This window comes from Arsenophonus sp. ENCA (assembly GCF_002287155.1).
In the GTDB taxonomy this organism is placed as follows: Bacteria; Pseudomonadota; Gammaproteobacteria; order Enterobacterales; family Enterobacteriaceae; genus Arsenophonus; species Arsenophonus nilaparvatae.
Window position 1 is genome coordinate 1 of record NZ_NHNG01000635.1, and the last position, 1153, is coordinate 1153.

1 protein-coding gene and 1 pseudogene are annotated in these 1153 nt (G+C 35.9%); both read right to left on the bottom strand.

The genetic code is table 11. The features are described 5' to 3' along the window. Nucleotides 1-134, bottom strand: a pseudogene (locus CBG25_RS16430) (phage major capsid protein); the annotation flags it as partial. 508 nt (nucleotides 135-642) lie between these two features. Continuing rightward, nucleotides 643-1153: DUF6387 family protein (locus CBG25_RS16435; protein WP_290607945.1), on the bottom strand; the 511-nt coding region annotated here is incomplete at its 5' end.

Consider the following 1153-nt stretch of genomic DNA (forward strand, 5'->3'; position numbering starts at 1 on the left):
GCACGTAGTTCGTCAAACTGCTTGGCTTCCTCGCTATTCAGGCTGCGTTGCTCCTGTTCAGATTGAGTAAGTAAAGCGCGCATCTGCTCGGCAACGCCTGCTTTTTGTTGACGTAATTCAATTAATTTTTTCATGTGTTCTCTTAAAGGTTAGGTTATGGCTTAAAGGACTTAAGAAGATTTTTTGCTGAGTACCAAAAGATACTCACCACAAATCCACCTATTGGTTATTTGGTGTTTGTGTACGCTAGCGTCAGCGTACCCCGTTCGGAAAGTCCCTACGTAAAGTAGGCTCAACTCCGCTTCGCATAAACAACCTACGAAGCTATCAGCAAATTACAGGCGCAACTTCCCTGCCATCCGTTTCACAGACTTTTTTTGCTGATACCAAATTTTGTTAAAGAGCGTATTCACAGCCAGAAACGTAGCTATGAAAGGGATTTACATTTATTTAAAACAGCCGAGGGCAATGCATTAACTTTCATTGCACTTGATAGCCATAGAGATGAGGGGGTAAAAAAAGATGGTTAGCATTCTTCTCCACATCATGGTTATTCCGACATGTGGAAGAATGTCTATTGTTTGGTAGGGTTATGAAATACATAAAAAAAAGAGATTTTTTTCGCAGAATTATTTCCTGATTTTATTTCTCTAGAATTTCTCTGCTAAATTTTTTCATAGAAAAAAATGAGAAAATTTTCTCTAAAAAAGGTTCTATCGTTTGGGCTATGTTATTGGATCCGTACTCACCGTCTGGATAAAGTGTTACTGCTAACACTTCGTTTTTAATTCGATTGCCAGTAATATCTGACCACATCCATAAATCAAGTAATGGTATTGCTTTATATTTAATTAATTTAGCTTTAACTACATCCCATGATTGAATGACAACATCTTTATTTGGATCTTCTATGTTAAGTGTTTTTCTCCACGAACCGATCAAATAAAGTAACTCTTGTAGAAGATCTTCATCAGGATGATTGACGTTTATTTTTAAATAAACATCACCATAAGAACAGTTATTGCTACTCAAAAAACATTTTCCAATGCTACTTAATGGGTTTTGATTAAAATTACTGTTCCTATTCTCTTTACGTGAAAATGATCTTCTTGTTATTAAGTTTGGTCGCTTAAGAATGAGATCATCTCTTAAA